We start from the raw sequence: 19,419 nt of genomic DNA on the forward strand, positions 1-19,419 counted from the left end.
CGCATGACACGGGTGGCGCTCATCGACGATCACGAGTCGGTCCGGCTCGGGCTCGCCGCGGCATGCGCACGCACCGAGACCGTGCGGGTCGTCTTCTCGGGAAGCACCGTGGCGGAGTACCGCCGCTGGCTGGCCGCCGAGTCGGAGGAGCCCGTCGACGTCGTCGTGCTCGATCTGATGCTCGGCGACGGCGCGACGATCTCGGAGAACGTCGGCGACCTCGTCGACACCGGTTCGGAGGTGATCATCCACAGCGTCGCCGACCGGCCGGGCGCCGTGCGCGAGGCGCTCGCCGCCGGAGCGCTCGGCGTCATCAGCAAGTCCTCGCGTGCCGACGACGTCGTGGCCGCGATCGGAACCGTCGCCCGCGGTGAGATGCTCGACAACGTCGAGTGGGCGAGCGCGGTCGACGGCGACCGGGCCTTCGCCGATGCGCAGCTCTCGGCGCGCGAGCGCGAGGTGCTCCGGCTCTACGCCGCCGGGCTGCCGCTGAAGTCCGTCGCGGAGCGTCTCGGGATCGCCTACTCCACCGCGAAGGAGAACATCACCCGCGTCCGCGTGAAGTACGTGGAGGTCGGGCGTCCCGCGCCGACGAAGGTCGATCTGCTGCGACGTGCGATGGAGGACGGCCTCGTCGCCGAAGCCACCGATGCCCGCTGAGCTGCCCGAGGCGATCTCGAGCCGGCCGCGCCGGCCGGCGGAGTTCCGCGAGGCCCTGGCGCAGACCCAGCGTTTCACCCAGTCGCGCATCGAGCGCATCCTCGGCATCGTCGTCGGTTCGGGCAGCGCCATCATCGGCGTCCAGGCGCTCTTCGGGGCGCTCGGCGGCCCGGTCGGCGATCCCGTCTGGGGGACGGCGCTCCTGGTCCTCGTGCTCGGCTCCGAGCTGCTCATGGTCGTCGCGCTGTTCATCGGCCGGGGCGTGCGCGCCTTCGCCGGACTGTTCGCGGTCGTCTTCCCGGTCGCCGTCCTCCTCTGGCCGCTGGCGGCGGGCGACACCACGACGGTCGACGAGCAGCCCTGGCTGTGGTTCCTCGTGAACATCGGCACCGTCGCGGCCGCGTTCAGCATGCCTCTGGCCGGACAGATCGTCTGGGCGTTCCTCATCCCGATCCTCTACAGCGCGGTGCGGCTGAGCCTGCTGGGCATCACCGGCGCGGTCCTCGTCGACGTCGCCCTCGACACGATCTTCGCGATCATCCTCGCGAGCGTGCTGATCGTCGTCGGGTGGGTCATGCGCTCGCTGGCCGCGCGCACCGATGAGGGCCGCGAGGGTGCCGTGCGCTCGTACGCGCAGGCGGCTGCGGCGGATGCGGTCGAGAAGGAGCGCGTCGCGGTCGCGGCGCTCATGCACGACAGCGTGCTCGCGGCGCTCATCGCCGCCGAGCGCGCCGACACCCCGCGCGAGCGGGCGTTGGCGGTGTCGATGGCGCGCGAGGCGCTCACCCGTCTGGCGAACGTCGACCACGAGGCGGGCGAGGGACCGGATGCGCCCATCGCCCCGGCCGAGATCGCGGCGGAGCTGGCGACGCACACGCGGCGGGTGCACGCGGCTGCGGCCGTGACGACCGAGATCTCCCCGGATGCCGAGCCGGTGCCCGGACGTGTCGTCCGCGCCCTGCTCCTGGCGACCGCGCAAGCGGTGACGAACTCCGTCGAGCACGCCGGTGCCGCGGGGCTGCGGGTGGCGTTCCGAGCGGATGCCGAGGGCATCGACATCCGTGTGATCGACGAGGGACCGGGCTTCGAAGCCGACCGCGTCGCCGAGGACCGCCTGGGCATCCGCGCCTCGATCATCGCGCGGGTGGCCGCCGTGGCCGGGACGGCGACGGTCGACTCCGACGCCTCGGGCACGACGATCGGCATCGTGTGGCGGGGGAGATCGTGAAGTCGTCCATCCGGCCGGTCCTCTCGGCGCTGGCGGTCGCGTTCACCGGATACCTCGCGGTCGCGGGCACGTGGTGGACGCGTCCCGTCGAGAGCCCGGTCGTCCTGGTGCTCACCCTCGTGGCCTACCTCGCCGTGACCGGTCTGTGCATCTTCTGGCCGTCGGTGCCACGCGAGCCCGCTGCATCGAGCACGGGTGGGGATGCCGGGATGGGCCGCGCCGCGGCGCTGCCGCTGTGGGTCGCGCTGCTCGGCTTCGCGGTGGCTCTGCTGCTGCCGAGTGCGACGTGGTGGGGCGTGGGCGAGGAGGGGCGTTTCCAGCCCTTCGCGACCTGGAGCCTCGGCGGCATCGGCGCGCTCATGGCGATCCTGGTGGTCCGCCGTCGCTACCTCGTCGCGTGGTCCGGCATCGCTGTCATGATCCTCGGATCGATCGCGTGGATCGGCGTCCCGTCGACCCTGTCGCTGGGAGCGGTGGGCTCGGTCATCTGGGTCGGCGGCGCGCAGATCATCATGCTGCTGACCGATCGTGCGGCGATCGAGACCGCCGAGCTGCTGCAGCTGCAGCGCGAGGCCTCGGAGTGGCTCGCCACGCAGGAGGGCCGCCGCCGCGAGCGGCGCGTGCGGATCCAGCACGCCCTCGCCGTGGCCGGCCCGGTGCTCTCGCGCACCATCGCGGTCGACGGCGACCTCGACGACGAGGAGCGGCTGCAGGCGCGACTCGCCGAGGGGCGCCTGCGCGACGAGCTGCGCGGTCCGCGCCTGCTCGATGACGAGGTGCGGCGCGGACTCGAGGAGCTCCGCCGTGGCGGCGCGAACGTCACCTTCCTCGACGAGGGCGGTCTCGACGGGCTAGGCGAGCGCGATCTGCTCGAGATCCGCCGGGAGCTGGCCTCGGTCATCTCGGGCGCGAGCTCCGAGCGGATCTACATCCGCACCTCGACGCAGCCCGGGGTGGCGGTGACGATCGTCGGACGCTCGCGCGGCGAGGACGGCGACGAGGACGTCGACCTCTGGCACGAGATCGCCCGTCCGGCTGCCCGGTAGTCGGAGTCACCTCCGTCGCGCCACGCGGCGCGGACGTGATGGCTGCTCGTGCAGAACTCAGGAAGAACGGCCTGGTGAGCTCGGTACCGGACCGGATGCGGGCGGAATTCCTGCATCGCGACTCCGTTCGGCACGTGGGCCGGGCCGCAGCGGCACGCCACGCGACGCGGAACCACCCTCCGGCGCGGCGCCGAGGCGGAGATGCTGGGGGCGAGGGGCGGCGAAGCCGCCCGCCCCTCGCCGTGCGAGTGGTTACCCGAAAACCGACTCGCAGCAGTCGCCGGCTCGAAAGCTCGGACGACCGAACGCAGAAGCGTTCCAGCTCCTCAAGTCTGCGCGTTCGTGTACCGCGTGTATGTAGGTACTTCGGGGGACAGTTCCGCGTGGACGTCAGCCGGTGAAGCGTCCCCACCCGTAGCCGCGCTTGAGCGGCGCGCGGAGGGCGCGGGCGGAACGCCGCCAGGCCGACTCCATCGGCGGGTCGGCGGCGACGGCATCCGCGTTCTCCTGGGCGTACGACTCGCTGACGACGGCGATGACCGCCGCGAGCTCTTCGGGCGTCGGGTCGCCGCGGCGCACGTCGATGCGCAGCGGCTCGCCCGCGGCGCCGGCCGCCGGATCGGATGCAGCCGCGCCGCTCACAGCGGGATGTTCCCGTGCTTCTTGGCGGGCAGCTCGGCGCGCTTGCCGCGCAGCGCGCGCAGGGACTTCGCGACGTACACGCGGGTCTGCGCCGGCTCGATGATGCCGTCGAGCTCGCCGCGCTCGGCCGCGAGGAACGGCGAGGCGACGTTGTAGGTGTACTCGGACGCGAGCCGCGAGCGCACGGCCGCGACGTCCTCGCCCGCCTCCTCGGCGCGCTTGATCTCGCCGCGGTAGAGGATGTTGACCGCGCCCTGGCCGCCCATGACGGCGATCTCGGCGGTCGGCCACGCGAGGTTCACATCGGCGCCGAGCTGCTTCGAGCCCATGACGATGTACGCGCCGCCGTAGGCCTTTCGGAGGATGACCGTGACGAGCGGCACCGTTGCCTCGGCGTAGGCGTAGAGCAGCTTGGCGCCGCGGCGGATGACGCCGGTCCACTCCTGGTCGGTCCCGGGCAGGTAGCCGGGCACGTCGACGAGGGTCACGATCGGCACCGAGAACGCGTCGCAGAAGCGCACGAACCGGCTGGCCTTCTCGCCCGCGTCGATGTTCAGGGTGCCGGCCATCTGCGAGGGCTGGTTGGCGATGATGCCGACCGTGCGGCCGTCGACCCGGCCGAAGCCGATGACGATGTTGGGAGCGAAGAGCGGCTGGACCTCGAGGAACTCGCCCTCGTCGACAAGACCCGAGATGACCTGGTGGATGTCGTAGGGCTGGTTCGGCGAGTCGGGGATGAGGGTGTTCAGCGCGCGGTCGCCGTCGGTGGTCTCCCATTCGAACGGCGTCTCGTAGACGGGCGCGTCCGACATGTTGTTGTCCGGCAGGAAGCCGAGGAGCGAGCGGGCGTAGTCGATCGCGTCGTCCTCGTCGTCGGCGAGGTAGTGCGCGACGCCCGAGCGGGTGTTGTGGGTGTGCGCGCCGCCGAGCTCCTCCATGCCCACGTCTTCTCCGGTGACGGTCTTGATGACGTCGGGTCCGGTGACGAACATCTGGCTGGTCTTGTCGACCATGATGACGAAGTCGGTCAGGGCGGGGGAGTAGACGGCGCCGCCGGCGGCCGGGCCCATGATGATGGAGATCTGCGGGATGACCCCGGATGCCGCGGTGTTCAGGCGGAAGATCTCGCCGTACTTGCCGAGCGCGACGACGCCCTCCTGGATGCGGGCTCCACCCGAATCGAGGATGCCGATGATCGGCATGCCGCCGCGGAGCGCGAGCTCCATGACCTTGATGATCTTGTCGCCCGCGGACTCGCCGAGCGAGCCGCCGAACGTGGTGAAGTCCTGCGAGTAGACCGCGACCGTGCGGCCGTGGATCGTGCCGACGCCCGAGACGACGGAGTCGCCGTACGGCCGGGCGCGGTCCATGCCGAAGGCGGTCGTGCGGTGGCGCACGTACTCGTCGAGCTCGACGAACGAGCCCGGGTCGACGAGCATCTCGATGCGCTCGCGGGCGGTGAGCTTGCCCTTGGCGTGCTGCTTCTGCAGAGCGGCGGCCTCGGCATCGACGACAGCGGCCTGGTAGCGGGCGCGGAGGTCGGCGATCTTGCCGGCGGTCGTGTACAGGTCGGGCTGGTCGGTCACGCGTTCCACCCTATCCAGCGGCGCCGCGCGATCGTTGGAGCCTGGCCACAACGACCGACAGGATCCCCTGTGGGAACCCGGGAGTGCAAGCGCCTCGTGCCGCGCGGTCCCGGGCTCTAGGGTGACGGCATGACCATCCCCGAGAACGGATATCCGCGGGCTGCGGCCGTCACGCCGCGTCTGCACGTCATCGAGCAGACCGATTCGACGAACGCGCATCTGCGCCAGGACGTCGAGTCCGATCCTGATGGCCACCCGCACCTGTCGGTGCTCGTGACGACCGACCAGCGCGCTGGTCGCGGGCGTCTCGATCGCACCTGGACGGCCCCGCCGGGTACCGCGCTGGCGATCTCGGTGCTGCTGCGCGTGAAGGCCGTGCCGGTGCACGCGCGTGGATGGATCCCCCTGATCGCGGGGGTCGCGATGACCGAGGCGGTGAAGGCGCAGCTGCGCGATTCCGAGGTGGGTCTCAAGTGGCCGAACGACGTGCTCGTCGACGGGCGGAAGATCAGCGGCATCCTCGCGGAGGTGCTGCCGGGGCCGGCGGGGGATGTCGTCCTCGGAGCCGGGGTGAACACGGCGATGGCCGAGGTCGACCTCCCGGTCGCGACCGCGACGTCGTTCGCCGCGACGGGTGCCCACGCCGACGACGACCGTCTGCTGGCGGACTTCCTCACCGGTCTGCGCGACGGCATCGCCGATCTCGCCGTCGCCGGTGCGACGGACGAGCTCCGCGAGCGGGTCTCGGAGCTGTGCCTGACCATCGGCCAGGAGGTCACCGTCTCGCTTCCGGGCGGGGAAGTACTCACCGGCGTCGCGCAGCGCCTCGACGAGGACGGGCGGCTCGTCGTCGGCGCCGGCTCGGCCGAGGTCGCCGTCGGGGCGGGCGACGTCGTCCACGTGCGGAGCGCACGGGGCTGAGGATCGCCCGCGCGCCGGGCGTGCCGCCGACGGGATGTCGGCGGGCGGCGTCATGATGGTGGGGTGACGCAGCCCGCCCCCTCGTTCGGACGCCCGGTGGCCCCGGCACCCGGAGCGGCGGCGCCCGAGCTGCGGGTGGCCCGGTTCCGGACGCACGCCCGGCGACTGATCTGGCCGGCGCTCCTGCTCATCGTCGTGGCGGGCGCCGTCGGGTTCTTCTCGGGCAACCTCCCGGATCCGTTCACCGACCTCATGCTGTGGTCGGCGGCGGGCGTCGTGGTGCTGCTCCTCGTGGTCCTGCCGTTCCTCCGCTGGTTCGCTCACGCCTACACCGTCACGACCCGCCGGGTCATCGAGACGTCGGGACTGATCGTGCGCCGACGGGCCGAGCTCAGCCATGTGCGCGGGTACAGCATCCGCGAGTCTCGCGGTCCCATCCAACGGATCTGGGGAACGGGCACGCTCGAGCTCTCCAACGGCGTCGACCCGTCGCTGCGGCTCGTGAACATCCCGGCCGTCTCGCTCGTCCACGAGGTGCTGGCCGACCAGGTCGAGGTGAGCCAGATCCTCGCGCACCGCGATTCGCACAGCATGCCGACCATCCCGCCGCAGGACATCCGCGGCTGACCCCCGTCGCGAGCGCGGGCGCGGCCACGCGCGCCGGTGCGGGATGATGGAGGTCCACGCGGAGGAGGCGCCATGTCGTTGCGAGTCGGAATCGTCGGCGGAGGCCAGCTGGCCCGGATGATGATCGCCCCGGCGGTCGAGCTGGGCCTCGACGTCCGGGTGCTCGCCGAAGAGCCCGGGATGTCGGCGGCGATCGCCGCGACCGCCACCGGCGACTACCGCGACCTCGAGACCGTCCGGGCTTTCGCGCGCGACGTCGATGTCATCACCTTCGACCACGAGCATGTCCCGCAGGACGTGCTGCGCGCACTCGGCGACGACGGCGTCGCCGTGCATCCCGGACCCGACGCGCTGTTCTACGCCCAGGACAAGCTGCGCATGCGCGCGAAGCTCGCGGAGCTCGGGATGCCGCAGCCCGAGTGGGCCGCGGTCTCCGACGCCGCGGCGCTCCAGACGTTCATCGACGACAACGGCGGCCGGGCGGTCGTGAAGACGCCGCGCGGTGGCTACGACGGGAAGGGCGTGCGCGTCGTGGCGTCGGCGGACGAGGCCGCGGACTGGCTCGACGCCCTCGAGCCCGGCGCCGAACTGCTCGTCGAGGAGCTCGTCGATTTCTCGCGCGAGCTCGCTCAGCAGGTCGCCCGCACCCCGTCGGGGGCCTTCCGCGCCTACCCCGTCGTCGAGACCGTGCAGCGCGACGGCGTGTGCGCCGAGGTGATCGCGCCCGCGCCGCGGGCGGGCGAGCGGCTGCGGGAGATGACCGAGAGGATCGGTGTCGCGATCGCGCAGGGGCTCGGGGTGACCGGGATGCTGGCGGTCGAGCTGTTCGAGACGACGGATGAGCGCGTCCTCGTCAACGAACTCGCCATGCGTCCGCACAACAGCGGCCACTGGAGCCAGGACGGCGCCGTCACGGGACAGTTCGAGCAGCACCTGCGCGCCGTGCTCGATCTGCCGCTGGGGGATCCGGCGCCGACCGCGCCCTGGACGGTCATGATCAACATCCTCGGCGGTCCGGTGTCCGACACCCTCGAGGCGCGGATCCCGGCTGCGCTCGCCGCGCACCCGGGGGCGAAGGTCCACACCTACGGCAAGGCGCCGCGCCCGGGGCGCAAGGTCGGGCACGTCAACCTCGTCGGCGACGACCTCGACATCGTCGTGGGCGATGCCCGCGTGGTCGCCGCGCACTTCGACGACTGACCCGCCCGGCTCCGGGGTTTCTCCAGGCGGGCCGCCTAACCTGGGTCGGTGACATCCTCGCCGCTGCATTCGTCGGACGCGCCCCTCGTGGGCGTCGTCATGGGTTCGGACTCCGATTGGCGCGTGATGAGCGACGCCTCGCAGGCCCTGTCGGATCTCGGCATCCCGCACGAGGTCGAGGTGGTCTCGGCCCACCGGACGCCCGACAAGCTGCTGCGCTACGGGCGCGAGGCCCGAGGACGCGGCCTGAAGGTCGTCATCGCGGGGGCCGGGGGAGCAGCGCATCTGCCGGGCATGCTCGCGTCGCTGACGCCCCTGCCGGTCGTCGGCGTGCCGGTGCAGCTCGCGACCCTCGACGGGATGGACTCGCTGCTGAGCATCGTGCAGATGCCCGGCGGCATCCCCGTCGCGACGGTGTCGATCAACGGCGCGAAGAATGCCGGGCTGCTGGCGGCGCGGATCATCGGCGCGGGTGACCCCGAGGTCGCCGACCGCCTCGAGGCCTATGCGCGCTCGCTCGAGGAGCAGGTCGAGGAGAAGAACCGCCGCCTGAAGGAATCCCTGTGAGCGTGACGGCTGCGCCGCGTTCGACCGCGAGGCCGCGGGGCCGGGGACTCGTCGAGGAGCGGCCGCTGCGGCATCCCGACACCTCGTCGCCCGAGGTCATGGGCCGGCGCGGGTGGTGGCTCGTGGTCCTGAACTTCGTGCTGCCGGGGTCGGCGCAGGTGCTCGCGGGAAATCGTCGTCTCGGTCGGTTCGGTCTCGGCGCGACGATCGTCATGTGGCTGCTCGTGCTGCTGACGGTGCTCACGGCGCTGATGTGGCGTCCGCTGCTCTTCTCTGCCGCGTCGAACTGGTTCGTCATGCTGGGACTGCAGGTCGTCATCGCGTTCTACGCGCTGCTGTGGATCGTGCTGACGATCGACACCCTGCGCCTGGTGAAGCTCGTGCGGGCTGGCACCGTGGCGCGCATCGGTGTGCCGCTGCTGGCCATCCTGCTCGCGGTCGCGTCGACGACGGCGTCGGTGTGGGCGTTCGATCGGGTGAACTCGGTGCGCGAGACCCTCAGCACGGTGTTCGGGTCGAGCGGGCCGAGCGTCCCGCCGTCGGATGGCTACTACAACATCCTCCTGCTCGGTGCCGACAGCGGCGAGGGGCGCGACTCCATGCGCTTCGACTCGATCTCGGTCGTGTCGGTCAACGCCGAGACGGGCGCGACGACGATCACCGGCATCCCGCGCGACATGGGTCATTTCCCGTTCGCCGAGGGGCCGATGAAGGATCTCTACCCCGACGTGCACGAGGGCCGCATCGATGCGACCTGCGGGTGGGGCAGCGGCGTCAACCAGCTGCAGACCGAGGTCGAGGTCTGTCGCGACGGCAACGCGCTGTATCCGGATGCCGTGGCGAACGGCTCGACGCCGGGTGTCGAAGCGACCAAGGATGCCGCCGAGGGGATCCTCGGCATCACGATCCCGTACTACGTCTTCATCGACATGAAGGGGTTCGCCGACCTCGTCGATGCGCTCGGCGGTGTCGACATCAACGTCGTCGAGCGGCTGCCGAAGGGCGGCGGACCGCAGTTCGAGGGACAGAGCGCCGAGGACTGGGCCGAGGGCTGGATCGAGGCCGGGCAGCAGCACATGGACGGTGACACCGCCCAGTGGTACGCCCGCTCGCGGTACACGACGAGCGATTTCGATCGCATGCGCCGTCAGCGCGAGCTGCAGCAGGCGATCCTCGCCCAGATGACGCCGCAGAACGTTCTCGACCGGTTCAGCGAGATCGCGGATGCCGGTCAGGTGCTGGTCGAGACCGATATTCCGGCCGATCTGCTGCCGTTCCTGGCCGACATCGCGATGAAGGCGAAGGAGCAGCCGGTGACGACGATCGAGCTGACGCCGGAGAACGGCATCCCCGAACGCGACACCGATTTCGCCTACGTCCGCGAGCTGGTGCAGAACGCGCTGCATCCGGCCACGCCGACGCCGGCGCCGGAGGGCTGAGCCGTGACGACGGTGCTGCGGGTCGTGCTCGACCAGATCGTCGACGTCGTCGATGCCGACACGGCCGAGGCGTCGGTCGAGGTGGCGCGCGCGCTGGTGGCGACGGCGCCGTCGAGGTGCGAGGTCATGCCGGTCGTGCCGGCGGACGGCGTTGCGGCGGCGCAGGCGGTGCCCGGGCTCGCCGAGCCGCTGCGCGCGCCGTTCCCTCGGACGGGGCTCGTGACCTCGTGGCCGATGGGGATCTCGGGGGGAGTGGCCGGTGGTCTGATCCACGCGCCGACGCTCGTCGCGCCGCTCGTGAAGCACGACCGAGCGCACGAGAACGATCAGACCGTCGTGACGCTCTGGGATCTCGCGGCGTGGGAGACGCCGGGGCTCCTTCCGAAGGCGACCGTGCTGGCGCACCGAGCGCTGCTGAAGCGCGCTGAGAAGCACGCGGACGCCATCGTGGTGCCGGCGTACGCCGTGGCCGACCGGCTGCGGGAGATCGCGCCGAAGCTGTCGTCGCGGACGCGGGTCATCTCGGGCGCGGCACCCGAGGGATTCGGCGTGCCGACGGATGCCGTGGGCCGCCGTCGCGCGCTCGGTGTTCCCGACCGGGTGGCCGTCGTCGCAGGTGGTACCGAGGAGCAGCTGCAGTCGGTGCTGTCGTCGATCGCGGGGGAGAAGACGGCGACCGTCGTCATCCTCGACGAGCCGGCCGACGTCGCCGGAGCGGTGAAGGCCGCCGGTCTCAGCGCGGATCGTGTCGTCGTGCCGGGGCGGCTCGATGCTGCCGATCGCGCTGCCGTGCTGGATGCCGCGGTGCTGCTCATCGCGCTGTCGGAGCTCACGGCGTTCCCCTGGCGCGCCGTCGAGGCGATGGCGCTCGGCGTGCCCGTCGTCGCGGCCGACTCACCCGTCCACCGCGAGGTTCTCGACGAGGGCGCGCGCGTCGCGCCGTTCGATCAGCTGCGCGAGGCCGCGAACGAGGTGCTCGCGTCACCCGAGGAGCTGCACCGCTGGGCCGTACGCTCGGGGGATCGCGGTCGCGCATTCTCCTGGCGCGATCACGCCGAGCGCGTGTGGGCGCTTCACGCCGAGTTGTGACGTGGTCGGTCCGGAGCAACCGACATTCGGATGCGGCGGCACGACCGCGACCGTGCCGCCGCGAGGTTACAACTTTCGCCAACTAGAATCTTTGCGACATCGACATCACGTCGAAGCGCCCGAGGAGTTACCGCACACATGACGAGCAGCACCGATCGCACTACTGACGAAGCAGAGAACGGTGCATGGGCGGTGATCCATCGAACGGTGTTCCCGTCCTCCGAGGGATCATCGATGCTGCCCCTTTATTTGGATACCGGAGCGGGTATTCCGGGACCGTCCGAGGCAAGCCTCTCTCCGAGGCAGCACGAGATCGTCTCCGTGCTACGCGACGTCCTGCCGGGGGGACTTTCCGGTCCGTCTCTCAAGGACGTCTCGTGGGAGAGGTTCTCCGCCCGTTTCCCCGAGAACTTGCACATATCGTTTGCCTCCTACTTCAACGCGTTCCCTGCCTCCTATTGGCAGGAGCACACGGACGTCGACATCGTGCGCCTCGATGTCGCGGTCGAAGGCTCCGCCCATGTCGAGCTGTTCCGCTCGAACGCTCGTGGGAAGTACGTGCGCATCGATGCCGCAGAGATCACGGACGGTTCGGTGCAGTTCGTCGTTCCTTTGAAATCCTTCGGTGACGGCGGCTGGTTGTGGTTCGACTTCGAGGCCGCCCACGGTGCGGCGGCGCTCCGTTCCGCCACGTGGTCTGCTCCCACGAATGCAGCTCACCGCGGCCCGACGCGACTGACCGTCGCCATCCCGAGCTTCAACATGCCTCGGGCATGCGTCGAGCAGATCGAGCGCTTCGCGCAGCATCCCGAGGTCATGGAGGCCGTCGAGCGCGTGATCATCGTCGACCAGGGCAACAAGCGCGTTCGTGAGTTCGACGGCTTCGCCGAGGCGGAATCCGCACTCGGCGACAAGCTGAGGGTCATCGAGCAGGCGAACCTCGGCGGTTCCGGCGGCTTCTCCCGTGGGATGCTCGAGATGCTCGAGGACTCCCGGTCGAGCGCGGTCCTCCTGCTCGATGACGACGCCGAAGCGGAGCCGGAGAGCATCCTGCGGGCCGCGGTGTTCAACGACTACGCGCGCGTCCCGTCCATCGTGGGTGGACACATGCTCAACGCCAACGACCGCACGGTGCTTCACAGCTATGGCGAGACGATCAACTTCTCGTCGTTCTGGTGGGAGCCGGTCGACCCCTCGCTGAGCTCGTTGGACTTCCGCAAGAAGTCCATCCGTACGACGCCGGCGTTGAGCCGTCGCCTCGACGTTCCGTACAACGGTTGGTGGATGTGCCTCATCCCGCGCGAGGTGGTCGAGCGCATCGGTCTGTCGCTCCCCATGTTCATCAAGTGGGATGATGCCGAGTATTCGCTGCGCGCGGGGGAGGCGGGGATCACCACGGTGACCCTCCCGGGGATGGCCGCCTGGCACATGCCCTGGGACGAGAAGGACGACGGTCTCGACTGGCAGGCGTACTTCCACCAGCGGAACCGGTGGGTCGCGGCCATGCTGCACTCTCCGAGCCCGCGCGGGGGGACGCTCGCACGCAAGAGCTTCGCCTCGGATCTGAAACATCTCCTGTCGATGCAGTACACGGCCGCGATCCTGCGCGGTCGCGCTCTGGAAGATGTACTGCAGGGTCCGCGTCATATGCTCGGCACGCTCGCCTCTAGTGCCAGCGAGGCTCGAGCAACGGCGAGCGGAATGACCGACGGAACGCTCATCTCCCGACGGGCTGATTACCCGGCGGTGGGCTCGGGGGAACCGCGTCCCGCGTGGAGCCGGCCGCCCACATCGATCTTCTGGTTCGCCGCGGGAGCCATCGGCGGCATACTGCGTCAGGCCTTCGCGGTTCGCTCGGCCGCTCCGCAGGAACGAGTCCGCGCGGCGGACGCGAAGTGGTGGAATCTGGCAAGCCTGGACGAGGCACTCGTCAGCAACGCGGGCGGATCCGGGGTATGGGTGTATCGGCGTGATCGCGGCTTGTTCTGGCGCGAGCTCCGCCGCTCCGTGCGTTCTCACGTCCGCCTCTGGCTCCTCTGGCCGCGCTTGTCCCGTGCGTACCGCGCCCATGCCGCCGAGCTGTCCTCCCCCGTGCTGTGGCGACGCACGTTCGACGAGTCATGACGTCGCCAGCGCTCGCCCTGGTCAAACCAGGAGGCGGCAGCGGTCTCCTCGAGGTGTTCCGGCGTCGGCATCTGCTGAACCTCATCGTTCGCAAGGATGTCGGCGTTCGCTACCGCGGGTCGGTTCTGGGCTGGCTCTGGTCGTACGTGAAGCCTCTTGTCCAGTTCGTCGTCTTCTTCGTCGCCCTAGGAGTCTTCCTCGGTCTGAACCGGAACATCGACTTCTACCCGATCTACCTACTCGCGGGTATCACCGCGGTGACGTTCTTCAACGAGGCGTTCACGAACGGCACTCGATCGCTCGTCGACAATGCGGCACTGATCAAGAAGATCTATCTGCCCCGTGAAGTGTTCCCGATCTCGAGCATGATCGTGGCGGGCGTGAACACGATCCCCCAGATCGTCGTGATCGTCATCATCACGCTGTTCATCGGGTGGACGCCGAGTCCGCTGCACATCGCGGCGATCCTCCTGGCTCTGATCATCCTCGCCATCCTCGCCACCGGGCTCGGCATGCTCTTCGGAGCGATCAACGTGACGTTCCGGGATGCCCAGAGCTTCGTGGAGATCATCACAATGATGTCGGTGTGGGCATCACCGGTCATGTACCAGTGGCAGATGGTGGAACGCGTCGTTCCCGATTGGTTGTTCGTGCTCTACCGTCTCAATCCGCTGACAGCGACCGTCGAGCTCTTTCATTACGGCCTCTGGATGCCGCTGAGCCCTGGCGGTGCCGAGACGGTGCCAGGACTGTGGGCTTTCGCGGGAATCGCGCTCGTCATCTCTCTGGTCGTCCTCGCCGTCGGGCAGATCGTCTTCCGCCGACTGGAGGGTCGCTTTGCCCAAGATCTCTGACGCCCGGACTCCGCGCATCGTCGTGGACGACATCCGGAAGAGCTTCACACTGAGGCGCACGCATTCCATCAAGGAGACGGTGGTCGCTGCGGTGCGGCGGAAGCCGCTCACCACCCAGTTCCATGCGCTCGACGGGGTTTCTTTCGAGATCGGAGAAGGCGAGGCGGTCGCCCTGCTCGGGTTCAACGGCTCCGGCAAGTCGACCACGTTGAAGATGATCTCCGGAGTGCTGCGGCCCGATTCCGGCAGCGTGCTGACCCGCGGGAGAGTCGCAGGACTCATCGAGGTCGGAGCCGGATTCCACCCCGACCTCTCGGGGCGAGAGAACATCTTCTTGAACGCCGCGATTCTCGGGATGAGCAAGAAGGAGACCGAGGCGCGTTTCGATGAGATCGTCGCCTTCAGCGAGATCGAGCAGTTCATCGACACGGAGGTCAAGCATTACTCGTCGGGAATGTTCCTGCGGCTGGCGTTCTCCGTCGCGATTCACACCGAGGTGGACATCCTCCTGATCGACGAGATCCTGTCCGTCGGCGACGAGCCGTTCCAGCAGAAATGCCTGGCGCGTATCCGCGAGCTCCACGCGGCCGGCAAGACGCTCGTAGTCGTCTCCCACGACCTGAACATGGTGGCCGACCTGTGCGACCGCGGCATCTTCCTTCGGGGCGGGCGCGTCGAGTTCGACGGCGAGAGCCATGAGGCCGTGGCGCGCATGCGCGCCTGATCCGCCCGGAGACGTCACGCGAGAGGCCCGGCAGGTGATTTCCCGCCGGGCCTCTCGCGTTAGCAGCGCTGTGAACCGCTGCAGGGGTAGCCCTACTCGACGCGGTAGGTTCCGTCGGAGAAGAGCACGAGTGTGCCGTTCTGGAACCGCTGCTGCCACCGGCCGGGAGACGCGGTCTCGTTCCCGAGTGGCCAGCCGAGCGCCCCGGATTCTCCGCCTCGCCGCATGTACTCGGCACCCAGAGCACCGCGAATTACGAACGCGCCTGTGCCGGAGACGAGGATGCTGCCGCTGGAGAAGTCCTGGCGGTGCCCGCCCGCGGTGGCATACTCGTTGCTTCGCGGAGCACCGAGCGCGCTGCGGACACCGCCGAGCTGCTGGTAGTACGTGTGAATGTATCCTCGTGTCGCGACTGCGGACGAACCGACGCGGTAGGTTCGGCCGAGCTGGAACGGCTGCTGAACGACGCCGTCGCTCATAGCCGCCGGCGCCACGGCGAATCCGAGCGTCTTCGCCCCATCGACGCCGTTGTACGCCGAGAATTCCTGATTGGCGACTGCGGATGCGGCGCCGGCGCGCGGGACGAACACGATGCCACGCTGGAACGACTGCGACCACCCGGCCGCCGACTCGACCTCGCCGCCGCGGGCGACACCAAGAACCGCGATGCCCCCGGCGATCCGGTAAGTGTTCAGCGTCGCGCCGACGATGACGCCGCCGTCGTTTCCGCTGCGGGCGGCGGAGATTTCACCGCCCTGGAAACGCTGCGTCCATCCGGAGTCCGTGAGCTCGGCGCGCGCGAGAGGGCGACCGAGCCGTCCGGAGTAGCCGCCGGCCGCTTCGTAGTGGGGTGCAATCGCGTTGGGGACCGCGACGGTCGCGCTCGGACTGCAGTAGATGCTGCCGCCCTCGAACTGTTGGACGACGCCGTCGCCGATCGCTCGTTCGTCTCCGACCGCAGCACCGAGATATGACGCGGCATTCCCCATAGCGCGGTATTCGTTCCCGATCGCCCCGCGCACCAGGAAGCTGCCTCGCTGTCCCGACGTCAGGGTCCCGTTTCGGAAATCCTGAGAGAGGGACGATCCTGATCCGGCCTCACCGCCGGTGGGGAAGCCGAGCGCTGCGACGCCCCCCGCGCGCTGTAGCGCATCTGACAGCTTCGCCACGACGAAGCTGCCCGCCTGTGAGTTGTAAAGCGTCCCGCCCGCGAAGACCTGCAGGGCGCCCTCGCCCTCCGAACGCTCGTTCGCCGAGGGGAAGCCCAGGCTGCCGGAAAGGCCGCCCGCGGCGAGGAAAGCGTCGCGTATCGCCCCGCGGACGGCGATAGGACTGGCCCCGCCCAGAACGACCATGCCTCGCGTGGAGTGGATGACGGTGCGGCCGGCGATCGTCTCGATGCGCGTCGGCCAGCCGAGCAGATCCGGCCCCCCGGCGCTCATGAACGCGTTCGTCATGGCCGCGTTCAACGCCATCGTGGTGGTGGGGCCCTGGAAGATCGATCCGCCCGCGAAGTCCTGGCGCGCTCCGTCCGAGAAACGGTAGGCGCGCGAGGCCGGCCATCCCAGCATCCCGTCGATGTTGCCCGCGCCCTCGTAGACCGCGTTGATCGGCTCTGCCACGGCGAAGCCCGCTCCATCGCTCGGACGAACGTAGATACGTCCACCTTGGAAGTCCTGATACCAACCGCCGCGCACAGCGGAGACCGGACCGGTGGGCCACCGCAATCCGCTCGCGACCTCGCCGACGAGACGATACTCATCGCGCGTTCCGCCGATCGTAGAGCGAACCGACAGGCCCGGGGGAGCGTAGAGGTCGGCGCCCTCGAACCGCTGCGACGTGCCGCGGCTGCCGCCGATGTTCCATTCGCGTGCCGACGCCGTGGGCTCACCGATCCACCCGCCGGCGCCGCCGTTGGCCCGCCAATGATCCGCGATCGCGCCGTCGACCTTGTACACCGTCGAGCCGAACCAGTCGGTGAAGTACTGGTAGAAGTTGCGGTTCCCGTAGCTCGAGCAGCCGTCGCCCTCGCCGTAGCCTGCACGGAGAGCGGCCGCGTTCGGCTGATAGGGCGTGTAGTAGTAGAGGGCGGCGGTGGCGGTGTTCGACACATACACTGGAGAACTGCCACATGCTCGGTCGGGGTTGTAGAGGATGTTCCACGTACGGCCCGGTGCATACCAGGTGAAGTAGCGGCCCTCGGCGTAGATCTTGAACTGACGCGCGGCTCCGTAGACCTGATTCTGGAAGCCGTAGTACCGGGTGTCGCAGGCCGCCGTATCCGGGCAGCCCTGTCCCATCGCGATGGTATAGCGCGATTCGCTGGGCGCGGGGTGGGTGACGAGTCCTTGCTCCTTCTGCAACGTCGTGATGAGGACCTGCGGGTTGATGCCGCACGACTGCGCCACTTTGACGATGATGCGGGCAGCCGACTCATTCGACGCACCCGCGTAGCCCGAGCAGTACGAGTCCGACTGCTTCGTGTTCGTGGTCTGGCGGAAGTCCTTCAGGCAGGTGTAACCCCGCTCGCAGTTCGGTCCCTTCTCGCGCAGGAGGGAGTCGACTGCCCCTTCAGTCATGGTTCCCGGGTTGAAGAAGACCTGATCAGCAATGATATTGCCGGGGGTGAACTGAGAGAGATCCGCTGCTGGGCGTATGGAACCGCCCGCGTATGCAGGTCCGGCGATGGCGGTGAGCGCAATGGCGATCCCCCCGATCAGGGCGATGAAAGACGTCAAGCGCGGTCGCAGGTTCACGCACTCATTGTGCAGGAAGTCGGCAGAAACCCCGGACGGACGCGCCTCTTCCCTGATCCGATGGGCGTACTGTGGCACGATTGACGCGTGAAGGGCATCATTCTCGCTGGCGGCTCGGGTACGCGGCTGCATCCGATCACGTTGGGCGTTTCGAAGCAGCTCATCCCGGTCTACGACAAGCCGATGGTCTACTACCCGTTGTCGACGTTGATGCTCGCCGGCATCCGCGACATCCTGATCATCACGACCCCGCACGACGCACCGTTCTTCGAGCGGCTCCTCGGCGACGGCTCCCAGTTCGGTATCTCGTTGACGTTCGCGCAGCAGCCGTCTCCGGATGGTCTTGCTCAGGCGTTCACGATCGGCGCCGACTTCATCGGCGACGACAAGGTGGCTCTCGTCCTCGGCGACAACCTGCTCTATGGTCCGGGCCTCGGTTCGCAGCTCAAGCGCTACGCCGACGTCGACGGTGGCGCGGTTTTCGCGTACTGGGTGGGCGAGCCGTCCGCGTATGGCGTGGTGGAGTTCGACGGCGATGGCCGTGCGGTGTCGCTGGAGGAGAAGCCCGCCGAGCCGAAAAGCAACTACGCCGTGCCAGGTCTGTACTTCTACGACAACGACGTCATCGACATCGCCCGCAACCTCGAGCCGTCCCCGCGGGGCGAGTACGAGATCACCGACATCAACAGTGCGTATCTGGAGCGGGGCAAGCTGCAGGTCGAGGTCCTCCCCCGGGGCACCGCCTGGCTGGACACCGGCACCTTCGACCAGATGACCGACGCCGCCGACTACGTCCGCACGATGGAACGACGCACCGGTCTGCGGATCGGGGTTCCCGAGGAGGTCGCGTGGCGGCAGGGGTTCCTCACCGATGATGAGCTGCGTGAGCGGGCGGTGAAGCTGGTGAAGTCCGGGTACGGGACGTACCTGTTGGAAATTTTGGAGAGGGGACGCTGATGGGAACGCTTCTTGTGACCGGCGGTGCCGGGTTCATCGGTTCGAATTTCGTTCACCACGTCATCGGGAACACCGACCACTCGGTGATCGTGCTCGACAAGCTCACCTACGCGGGCAACGCCGCTTCCCTCGCCGGGCTCCCCGAAGACCGGGTGCGTCTGGTCGAGGGTGACATCGCCGACGCCACGCTGGTGGACGACCTGTTCGGCCAGGTCGACGCCGTCGTGCACTACGCGGCCGAGTCGCACAATGACAACTCGCTCCACGACCCGCGACCGTTCCTGGACACGAACATCGTCGGGACGTACACGCTGCTCGAGGCCGCGCGCAAGCACGACAGGCGGTTTCACCACATCTCCACGGACGAGGTGTACGGCGACCTCGAGCTCGATGACCCGGCACGGTTCACCGAGAACACCCCCTACAACCCGTCCTCGCCCTACAGCAGCACGAAGGCCGGTTCCGACCTGCTCGTGCGCGCGTGGGTGCGGTCGTTCGGAGTCAAGGCGACGATCAGCAACTGCTCCAACAACTACGGGCCCTACCAGCACGTCGAGAAGTTCATCCCCCGCCAGATCACCAATGTCCTGCGCGGCATCCGACCCAAGCTCTACGGCAAGGGCGAGAACGTCCGCGACTGGATCCACGCCGACGACCACTCCTCTGCGGTCCTGACGATCCTCGACAAGGGTGTCATCGGCGAGACCTACCTCATCGGCGCCGACGGCGAGAAGGACAACAAGACCGTCGTCGAGCTCATCCTCAGCATCACCGGCCAGCCCGCCGACGCATACGACCACGTCACCGACCGCCCCGGCCACGACATGCGCTACGCCATCGACTCCACCAAACTCCGCACCGAGCTCGGCTGGACCCCCCGCTACCAGGACTTCGAAGCGGGCCTGAAAGCCACCATCGACTGGTACCGCGACAACGAGGCCTGGTGGACGCCAGCGAAGGACGGCGTCGAAGCCTTCTACGCCTCGAAGGGACAGTGAC

17 protein-coding genes are annotated in these 19,419 nt (G+C 69.0%); 14 read left to right on the plus strand and 3 right to left on the minus strand.

Features of this window, described 5'->3' with window-relative positions:
• Nucleotides 1–3: 3 nt before the first annotated feature.
• From F6B42_RS11200 to F6B42_RS11210, 3 genes are read left to right on the plus strand one after another with little or no spacing between them, the layout of a single operon-like run.
• Nucleotides 4–660 carry a response regulator transcription factor gene (locus F6B42_RS11200; protein WP_150419777.1) on the plus strand — a complete coding sequence of 219 codons (657 nt, stop codon included), beginning with the start codon at nucleotides 4–6 and terminating at the stop codon, nucleotides 658–660.
• Entirely contained in the window at nucleotides 650–1,888 is a 1,239-nt protein-coding gene (locus F6B42_RS11205; RefSeq protein ID WP_223878462.1) for a sensor histidine kinase, read from the plus strand. Before F6B42_RS11200 ends, F6B42_RS11205 begins: the two co-directional genes overlap by 11 nt.
• Nucleotides 1,885–2,934, plus strand: coding sequence for a hypothetical protein (locus tag F6B42_RS11210; protein ID WP_150419778.1), 1,050 nt, complete (start codon nucleotides 1,885–1,887; stop codon nucleotides 2,932–2,934). Before F6B42_RS11205 ends, F6B42_RS11210 begins: the two co-directional genes overlap by 4 nt.
• A 390-nt stretch (nucleotides 2,935–3,324) precedes the next feature.
• On the opposite strand, the gene F6B42_RS11215 is transcribed toward F6B42_RS11210, so the two are convergent.
• Together F6B42_RS11215 and F6B42_RS11220 are read right to left on the minus strand one after the other, a co-directional pair.
• Nucleotides 3,325–3,576 carry an acyl-CoA carboxylase subunit epsilon gene (locus F6B42_RS11215; RefSeq protein WP_150419779.1) on the minus strand — a complete coding sequence of 84 codons (252 nt, stop codon included), beginning with the start codon at nucleotides 3,574–3,576 and terminating at the stop codon, nucleotides 3,325–3,327.
• The gene (locus F6B42_RS11220) at nucleotides 3,573–5,162 is read right to left on the minus strand and encodes an acyl-CoA carboxylase subunit beta (protein ID WP_191089343.1); all 1,590 of its coding nucleotides are present in this window, start codon (nucleotides 5,160–5,162) and stop codon (nucleotides 3,573–3,575) included. Before F6B42_RS11220 ends, F6B42_RS11215 begins: the two co-directional genes overlap by 4 nt.
• Before the next feature lie 129 nt (nucleotides 5,163–5,291).
• Here F6B42_RS11220 and F6B42_RS11225 point away from each other — a divergent pair, with 129 nt between their 5' ends.
• From F6B42_RS11225 to F6B42_RS11265, 9 genes are all read left to right on the plus strand, one after another.
• The gene (locus F6B42_RS11225; RefSeq protein WP_150419781.1) at nucleotides 5,292–6,083 is read left to right on the plus strand and encodes a biotin--[acetyl-CoA-carboxylase] ligase; all 792 of its coding nucleotides are present in this window, start codon (nucleotides 5,292–5,294) and stop codon (nucleotides 6,081–6,083) included.
• Between the two features lie 63 nt (nucleotides 6,084–6,146).
• Nucleotides 6,147–6,710 (plus strand): PH domain-containing protein, encoded by a 564-nt coding sequence (locus F6B42_RS11230; RefSeq protein ID WP_150419782.1) that lies wholly within the window; start codon nucleotides 6,147–6,149, stop codon nucleotides 6,708–6,710.
• 72 nt (nucleotides 6,711–6,782) lie between these two features.
• The gene (locus F6B42_RS11235; protein WP_150419783.1) at nucleotides 6,783–7,910 is read left to right on the plus strand and encodes a 5-(carboxyamino)imidazole ribonucleotide synthase; all 1,128 of its coding nucleotides are present in this window, start codon (nucleotides 6,783–6,785) and stop codon (nucleotides 7,908–7,910) included.
• Nucleotides 7,911–8,009: 99 nt separating this feature from the next.
• Complete coding sequence (gene purE / locus F6B42_RS11240) at nucleotides 8,010–8,477, plus strand: 5-(carboxyamino)imidazole ribonucleotide mutase (protein ID WP_150420254.1); 468 nt, start codon at nucleotides 8,010–8,012, stop codon at nucleotides 8,475–8,477.
• Nucleotides 8,474–9,916 (plus strand): LCP family protein, encoded by a 1,443-nt coding sequence (locus F6B42_RS11245; RefSeq protein WP_150419784.1) that lies wholly within the window; start codon nucleotides 8,474–8,476, stop codon nucleotides 9,914–9,916. Before purE ends, F6B42_RS11245 begins: the two co-directional genes overlap by 4 nt.
• 3 nt (nucleotides 9,917–9,919) lie before the next feature.
• Nucleotides 9,920–11,005 carry a glycosyltransferase gene (locus F6B42_RS11250; RefSeq protein ID WP_150419785.1) on the plus strand — a complete coding sequence of 362 codons (1,086 nt, stop codon included), beginning with the start codon at nucleotides 9,920–9,922 and terminating at the stop codon, nucleotides 11,003–11,005.
• 30 nt (nucleotides 11,006–11,035) lie between these two features.
• Entirely contained in the window at nucleotides 11,036–13,129 is a 2,094-nt protein-coding gene (locus tag F6B42_RS11255; protein WP_150419786.1) for a glycosyltransferase, read from the plus strand.
• Entirely contained in the window at nucleotides 13,126–13,983 is an 858-nt protein-coding gene (locus F6B42_RS11260) for an ABC transporter permease (RefSeq protein ID WP_150419787.1), read from the plus strand. The genes F6B42_RS11255 and F6B42_RS11260 overlap by 4 nt, the downstream gene beginning before the upstream one ends.
• Nucleotides 13,967–14,707 carry an ABC transporter ATP-binding protein gene (locus F6B42_RS11265; protein ID WP_150419788.1) on the plus strand — a complete coding sequence of 247 codons (741 nt, stop codon included), beginning with the start codon at nucleotides 13,967–13,969 and terminating at the stop codon, nucleotides 14,705–14,707. Before F6B42_RS11260 ends, F6B42_RS11265 begins: the two co-directional genes overlap by 17 nt.
• A gap of 92 nt (nucleotides 14,708–14,799) precedes the next feature.
• Here the strand turns inward: F6B42_RS11265 and F6B42_RS11270 are convergent, their stop codons facing one another.
• A complete protein-coding gene (locus tag F6B42_RS11270; protein ID WP_223878518.1) occupies nucleotides 14,800–17,595 on the minus strand; it encodes an LGFP repeat-containing protein in 2,796 nt (931 codons plus the stop codon).
• Here F6B42_RS11270 and rfbA point away from each other — a divergent pair.
• A complete protein-coding gene (gene rfbA / locus F6B42_RS11275) occupies nucleotides 17,551–18,420 on the plus strand; it encodes a glucose-1-phosphate thymidylyltransferase RfbA (protein WP_150419790.1) in 870 nt (289 codons plus the stop codon). The genes F6B42_RS11270 and rfbA overlap by 45 nt on opposite strands.
• A complete protein-coding gene (gene rfbB / locus F6B42_RS11280; protein WP_150419791.1) occupies nucleotides 18,420–19,418 on the plus strand; it encodes a dTDP-glucose 4,6-dehydratase in 999 nt (332 codons plus the stop codon). Before rfbA ends, rfbB begins: the two co-directional genes overlap by 1 nt.
• Nucleotide 19,419 lies beyond the last annotated feature (1 nt).

The sequence above is a fragment of the Microbacterium radiodurans genome, from assembly GCF_008710705.1.
GTDB lineage: Bacteria > Actinomycetota > Actinomycetes > Actinomycetales > Microbacteriaceae > Microbacterium > Microbacterium radiodurans.

Coding starts and splice junctions, on each gene's coding strand:
- F6B42_RS11200 (WP_150419777.1), top strand. CDS start 4: ATGACACGGGTGGCGCTCATCGACGATCACGAGTCGGTCCGGCTCGGG.
- F6B42_RS11205 (WP_223878462.1), top strand. CDS start 650: ATGCCCGCTGAGCTGCCCGAGGCGATCTCGAGCCGGCCGCGCCGGCCG.
- F6B42_RS11225 (WP_150419781.1), top strand. CDS start 5,292: ATGACCATCCCCGAGAACGGATATCCGCGGGCTGCGGCCGTCACGCCG.
- F6B42_RS11235 (WP_150419783.1), top strand. CDS start 6,783: ATGTCGTTGCGAGTCGGAATCGTCGGCGGAGGCCAGCTGGCCCGGATG.
- purE (WP_150420254.1), top strand. CDS start 8,010: ATGGGTTCGGACTCCGATTGGCGCGTGATGAGCGACGCCTCGCAGGCC.
- F6B42_RS11255 (WP_150419786.1), top strand. CDS start 11,036: ATGCGGCGGCACGACCGCGACCGTGCCGCCGCGAGGTTACAACTTTCG.
- F6B42_RS11260 (WP_150419787.1), top strand. CDS start 13,126: ATGACGTCGCCAGCGCTCGCCCTGGTCAAACCAGGAGGCGGCAGCGGT.
- F6B42_RS11270 (WP_223878518.1), bottom strand. CDS start 17,595: ATGCAGCCGCGTACCCGAGCCGCCAGCGAGAATGATGCCCTTCACGCG.
- rfbB (WP_150419791.1), top strand. CDS start 18,420: ATGGGAACGCTTCTTGTGACCGGCGGTGCCGGGTTCATCGGTTCGAAT.